This window comes from uncultured Campylobacter sp. (assembly GCF_937890585.1).
Classification (GTDB): Bacteria; Campylobacterota; Campylobacteria; order Campylobacterales; family Campylobacteraceae; genus Campylobacter_A.
Genome location: NZ_CALACG010000205.1, coordinates 1 through 6,030, shown reverse-complemented (window position 1 = coordinate 6,030; position 6,030 = coordinate 1). Strand labels below are relative to the sequence as shown.

6 protein-coding genes are annotated in these 6,030 nt (G+C 39.1%); all 6 read left to right on the top strand.

The annotated features are described in order from the left end of the window. The coding region (locus Q0296_RS06050) for a TonB-dependent receptor (RefSeq protein ID WP_366939722.1) at positions 1-1,972 on the top strand (1,972 nt) is incomplete at its 5' end. Between the two features lies 1 nt (position 1,973). Further along, the gene (locus Q0296_RS06045; protein ID WP_298038052.1) at positions 1,974-3,065 is read left to right on the top strand and encodes a PepSY domain-containing protein; all 1,092 of its coding nucleotides are present in this window, start codon (positions 1,974-1,976) and stop codon (positions 3,063-3,065) included. Between the two features lie 63 nt (positions 3,066-3,128). Beyond that, positions 3,129-3,593 carry an RNA pyrophosphohydrolase gene (locus Q0296_RS06040; RefSeq protein WP_021087786.1) on the top strand — a complete coding sequence of 155 codons (465 nt, stop codon included), beginning with the start codon at positions 3,129-3,131 and terminating at the stop codon, positions 3,591-3,593. Beyond that, positions 3,593-4,792 (top strand): aspartate kinase, encoded by a 1,200-nt coding sequence (locus tag Q0296_RS06035; protein ID WP_021087776.1) that lies wholly within the window; start codon positions 3,593-3,595, stop codon positions 4,790-4,792. The genes Q0296_RS06040 and Q0296_RS06035 overlap by 1 nt, the downstream gene beginning before the upstream one ends. After that, on the top strand, positions 4,792-5,331 hold the full coding sequence (locus tag Q0296_RS06030) for a HobA family DNA replication regulator (protein ID WP_298038047.1): 540 nt from the start codon (positions 4,792-4,794) through the stop codon (positions 5,329-5,331). Before Q0296_RS06035 ends, Q0296_RS06030 begins: the two co-directional genes overlap by 1 nt. After that, positions 5,332-5,952, top strand: coding sequence for a DNA polymerase III subunit delta' (locus Q0296_RS06025; RefSeq protein WP_298038045.1), 621 nt, complete (start codon positions 5,332-5,334; stop codon positions 5,950-5,952). The last annotated feature ends 78 nt before the right edge of the window (positions 5,953-6,030 follow it).

Sequence of the window (6,030 nt, the reverse complement as noted above, 5' to 3'; positions counted from 1 at the left end):
TTTAAATTTTAATAAGGAGTTTTTTGTGAGAAGTCTATTAAAAATTTCTATTTGTGCGGCAGTTTTTATAAATTTACCGCTTTTTGCAAATGAAGATAAAGTTCTGCCAGAGGTTAAAGTAGTGAGTGCAACTGGCTTTGAGCAAAACATAAAAGACGCCCCTGCAACGCTTAGCGTCATCACTCAAGATGCGCTAGAAAAGAGAAATCACAAGGACGTTGAGAGCATGGTAAAAGATGTGCCAAGCCTTTTTGGAACGACTCCCGAAGCGGCAAATAGACGAGGAATTTCTATACGCGGATTCTCTCCAAGATTTACTAAAATTTTAGTAAATGGCATGCCAGTGCCAGGAGATAACGCTTATAAGGGGCTAAGAAGCGTTGGAGGCTCATATAGTTTCATCCCGCCAGCAAGTGCGATAAGCCGTATCGAAGTGATACGCGGTCCTATGAGCTCGCTTTATGGCAGTGACGCACTGGGCGGTGTGATAAACATCATAACAGATGAGTTTAGTAACGACTTTCATGCAAATCTTGGCTCAAGCTATAAATTTGCTAGAAATAAAAATATAAGTGGCGAGTTTTACAACAGCCTATATCTGCACTCTGGGCTAATAGACGATGTTTTAAGCATCTCAGTTTATGGCAAAAATTTAAACAAGTCAGAGGATAAAATCTCATACGCAAACAGAGAGCAAAAAGATAGAAATTTTGGCACGAAGCTCTTTTTTAGACCAAATGAAAATAACGACATCACGCTTGAGCTTGCAAGAAGTGATGTGAAATATAAAAGAACTAAAGGCAAAACACTATCAACTGGTACTAACTCGGTTGCTAGCGAGAGAATAAAAGGCGATGTGATAAATTTAAGCCACGAAGCAAGGCTTGATAATATCTTGCTTCAAAGCTACCTGTCTTACGGCAAGATAAAAGAGATCGCTCAACAAAATTTGACGCTAAAAACACTAAATTTTGATACAAAAGGTTCATATTTTACTGATAATAACGCCTTTACTTTAGGGCTAAACGCCAAAAAAGAAAAGCTTGACGAAAAGGCTACCACCGCAGACGCTGCAAATGTAAAAAGATATGACATTTCGCTTTACGGCGAGGATGATTATCACCTTACAAAAGACTTTATCTTAAGCACTGGCATTCGCTATAACTACGACGAGAACTACGGCTCACATGTTTCACCAAGAATTTATGGTATCTATAACTTAAATGACTTTTTTGCCCTAAAAGGCGGAGTTAGCACAGGATACGCGACGCCTGACATCAAACAACGCACGCAAGATCTTGCATTGCCATTTGCTGGAGGACGTGGAGCACAGCTTGGTAGAAGCAGCCTTAAGCCAGAGACAAGCGTGAGCTATGAATTTGGCGGCGTTTATAATGACAATGAAGGCTTTGAAACGTCTTTAACTGGCTTTTACACAAGCTTTAAAGATATGTTAAGCTATAGCCCTATCTGCTCAAGAGGCAGTGTTTGCAGACATAAAGGCAAAATTTATCCAAATGGTATTTGGGAGAGTGTAAATATCGGCAAAGCTGAAATTTACGGAGTTGAACTAACAAATGAGTGGCAGGTAACAAACGCTCTTAGGCTAAATCAAAGCTATGTCTATACAAGATCAAAACAAAAAGATGGAGCAGAGATAGGCAAAAGTTTAAACAACTATCCGCTTCATACATTTAAATTTGGAGCAAACTACGAGCTAAACAGATGGCTAAATTTCTGGTCTCAGATAAATTATTATGGTAGGACTAAAAACTCATTTAGCTATGCTGATGACATCAGACCTTACGTGATCGCTGATCTTGGTATAAACTACAACGTAACAAAGAATTTCAGTCTAAATTTGAGCGTTTATAACCTCTTTAATGAGTATTTTACGACAAGATCTGGCAGATACGATATCTTGATAGCTGATGGACAAAAGATCGAGCTTGGTTTTAATCTAAAGTTTTAAAATGATAAAAATTTTGAAAAAATTTCATCTTATTTTGGCTTTTATCTTTGCCTTGCCGCTTCTTGTGCTTAGCATTAGCGGGGCGATCATCTCGTATCACGATGAGATAATCGATATCTTTAGCAAAGATGAGGTCGTGGCTGACAAAAAGCCTTTAGAGATAGATGAAATTTTAAAAATTTTTAGCAAAAGTGAGTCAAATTTTAATCTTAGCTACCTAAAGATAAAATCAGAGGCAAACAAGGCTTACGTCATAAGCGGAACTAACGAAAATGGCGAGTTTGAGTCGTTTTTTGTAGATCCTTATACTGGAGAAATTTCTGGCAAAAACAATGCAGAGAAATTTATAGGGCTGGTTTTAAATTTGCATAAAAACTTAGCCCTTTCGCTTTTTAAAAATGAAAAATTGAGCAAATTTGCAAGCGAGCTAATAGCACTCTCTACGCTTGCGTTGCTTTTTATCTTGATAAGCGGGGCGGTGATATATTTTTGGAGGTTTAGAAGCAGAGTAGGGGATGCTTTTAAGCTAAATTTAAAAGCAAGAAAATTTGCGTTTTTGTATTCATTACACGGCTTTTTGGGTATCTATCTTGGCGCCGTTTTAAGCGTGATTTGCATTAGTGGGCTTTACTTTTCTTATGAGAGCTTTGCTAAGGTTATAAATCAAATTTGTGGCGAAGAGAAGGTCTTTAAAAAGCCAAATTTTACAAACAAAAATGGCTTTAGCCTAAGCGATGAGCAAAAGGTGGCAAACCTTAAAAAAGCTTATGAAATTTTCATCTCTAAATTTGGAAACGAGTTTGAGGCTTTAAATTTTATAGCAAATAGCGGCGGCGTCAAATTTATGCTATTTTACCTGCCAAAAGGTGCTAGCGAGAGAGATGGTGCTAGGCTTTTAGTCGATACAAAAAGCGAGCAAATTTCAAAAAATGCCATGCCAAAGTCATTTGAAATTTATAAATTTATGCTTGATTTGCACGCTGGATATATCTTTGGCGAGCTTGGTAAATTTATATTTTGCCTAGCATCATGCGGTGTGGTTTTACTGCTTTTTAGTGGAGGTGCGATTTATTACAAACGGCGCAAAAACTAACTTCATTTATCTATCTCTTAACTCTTTTTCGTTATCATCTCAAATAAATTTTTTGGAAAAGACATGCAAAAAAAATATAGACCAAATGTAGCAGCTGTCATTTTGTCTAGCTCTTACCCTTTTAAATGCGAAATTTTAGTCGCAAAAAGGGTTGATATGGACGATATCTGGCAGTTTCCTCAAGGTGGCATAGACGAAGGCGAAAGTCCAAAGCAGGCACTAAAAAGGGAGCTTAAAGAGGAGATCGGAACTGATAAATTTGACTTCTTAGAAGAGTATCCTGATTGGCTTAGCTACGACTTTCCAGCAAATGCGTCAAAGAGATTTTATCCATTTGATGGGCAGACGCAAAAGTACTTTTTGGTTAGGCTAAAAAATGGTGCGAGCATAAATTTAAAGACCGAGCATCCAGAGTTTAGCGAGTATAAATTTGTAGATATAAACAAGGCTTTAGAGGGGATAAATCACTTCAAAAAGCCTATTTATGACAAAGTTTTGAGTTATTTTAAAGAGAAAGGATATTTTTGATGTTAATCGTTCAAAAATTTGGCGGAACTAGCGTAGGCACGCTTGAGCGCATCGAAGCTGTGGCAAATAGGGTCATAGAGACTAAAAACAGCGGCGCTGATGTGGTTGTGGTAGTTTCTGCGATGAGTGGAGTTACAAATCAATTAGTTGAATATAGTGAGTATTTCTCAAAGCACCCAGACGGCGTTGCTACTGATATGCTTTTAAGCTCTGGAGAGCAAGTAACCACCGCGCTTTTGACGATTGCACTTAATGCAAAAGGCTATGCGTGCGTAGGTCTAACAGGTGCTATGGCTGGGATAATGACTGATGATGTGCATACAAAAGCTAGGATAGAAAAGATAGACACCACTAGGCTAAAAGCTGAGCTAAAAGCTGGCAGGATTGTCGTCGTAGCAGGTTTTCAAGGCATAGACGACAAAGGCGATATCACCACTCTTGGCAGGGGCGGAAGCGACCTTAGCGCGGTTGCATTAGCTGGTGCGCTTGAAGCTGATCTGTGTGAAATTTTTACCGACGTTGATGGCGTTTATACGACTGATCCAAGGATAGAAAAAAAGGCAAAAAAGCTAGAAAAGATAAGCTATGACGAGATGCTGGAGCTCGCCTCTGCTGGGGCGAAAGTGCTTCAAAATCGCTCAGTCGAGCTAGCAAAAAAACTAAATGTCAAACTAATCACAAGAAGCAGTTTCAACCACAACGAAGGTACATTAATAGCAAAGGAAGATAATATGGAAGCGGTTTTAGTAAGCGGTATAGCACTAGATAAAAATCAAGCAAGAGTAACTTTAAGAGGCGTAGTCGATAAACCTGGCATCGCAGCTGAAATTTTCACAGCTCTAGCTCATCAAAATATAAATGTAGATATGATCATCCAAAACGTAGGACACGACGGCACGACAAATTTAGGCTTTACAGTGCCACAAAACGAGCTTGACCTAGCAAAAGAGACTATGCAAAAGCTCTCAGCTGCAAAACATGTCGAGTATGACGATGCGATCGTGAAAGTCTCAGTCATCGGCGTAGGTATGAAGAGTCACAGCGGCGTAGCATGTCTAGCATTTGAGACGCTTGCAAAAGAGGGGATAAATATCCAGATGATCTCAACAAGCGAGATAAAAATTTCAATGATCGTCGATCAAAAATATGGCGAGCTCGCAGTTCGCGTACTTCACGATGCGTATAAGTTAGATAAATAATGCAAGATTTTATCCAATGGACGCTTGAGACTATAAGAAGCGAAAGATATATGAGCTGGATGGAGGAGAAGCGCGTCGAATGGACGCCTTTGCTTGCATCTAGGCTTAAATTTTTGCTTGATAGCAAGGCTTTTATAGTCATCTGCGACGATGAGCGAGAGTGGTTTGAAAACTATCTTTTAAGAAATATCAACCGCACAAAAAGCGAGCGTCCGTTTTTGCCATTTTTTAGCCTAAGATCGCTCTATCCAGCCTTTGACAGCGTCGAGACAAACGAGCAAAAGCAGCTTTTAAAAGATATGCTAAGCCTTGCCTTTCCAAATGGCTACATCTTTTTTTACATCGGCAAGAGCATAGACAAACGTGCAAATTTAGCTAAGACTGATGAAAACAGCTATATGTGGCTCTTTGACGAGCAGGCGCAAAACAGCTTCACGCTAAGCTCGAGCGATGAAAATTTGGACCTTAAGCTTCTAAATTTATATAAACTTTTTGACAAGAGCATAGACGCCGTGCTCTTTGCAAAGGTGATACTCTAAATGCTTAATAAAATCGTCATAACAAGCGATTTTGAAAATTTAAAAGCCAAGCTTGAAGCCGAGTTTGGCGTAAATAATCTAAGATTTTTTATAAGCGATGATTTTTTGTTAGAAAATGCAAAAGAGGTCATCGCCGAAGCCTACATCGCCGAAAAAGATGAGAAAATTTTGGTTATCAGCGCAAAATCTTTTCGCACCGAGGCTCAAAACGCACTTTTAAAGATCATCGAAGAGCCCCCAAGAAACATCAAATTTATAATAGTAACGCAGAGTAAAAATTTGCTTCTACCAACGATAAGATCGCGAATGCTAATAGAAAATAACCTCACCAAAAAGCCAAAAATGAGTGTTGATCTAAATTTAAAAGCTCTTAGCCTAAAAGAGCTAACAAGCTTTATCGATCAAAAGATAGCAGAGGAGCAGGCGCAAAAATTTGGCAAAAATGAGCTAAAAGAGCTTGTCGGAGCCATCGTGACAAAGGCGGTTGATAGCGGGTATAAATTTAGCGGCGATGAGATGGAGTATTTTTTCTCACTCATCAAGCTTGCCGATCTAAACGCCAAGTCTCATGCCGTTTTGACGCCACTTTTGCTTACTATCTTTGAGAAAGGACGACGTTGAAATTTTATAAGATAAATAACAAAAGCGATTTTGATCAAATTTGCAAGGCCGTCTCGCCAAGTCCGGCTGGCGCGAAGC

What these genes read in the sequence shown, in the direction of transcription:
- Q0296_RS06045 (WP_298038052.1), top strand. Translation starts at nt 1,974, where the DNA reads ATGATAAAAATTTTGAAAAAATTTCATCTTATTTTGGCTTTTATCTTT.
- Q0296_RS06040 (WP_021087786.1), top strand. Translation starts at nt 3,129, where the DNA reads ATGCAAAAAAAATATAGACCAAATGTAGCAGCTGTCATTTTGTCTAGC.
- Q0296_RS06035 (WP_021087776.1), top strand. Translation starts at nt 3,593, where the DNA reads ATGTTAATCGTTCAAAAATTTGGCGGAACTAGCGTAGGCACGCTTGAG.
- Q0296_RS06030 (WP_298038047.1), top strand. Translation starts at nt 4,792, where the DNA reads ATGCAAGATTTTATCCAATGGACGCTTGAGACTATAAGAAGCGAAAGA.
- Q0296_RS06025 (WP_298038045.1), top strand. Translation starts at nt 5,332, where the DNA reads ATGCTTAATAAAATCGTCATAACAAGCGATTTTGAAAATTTAAAAGCC.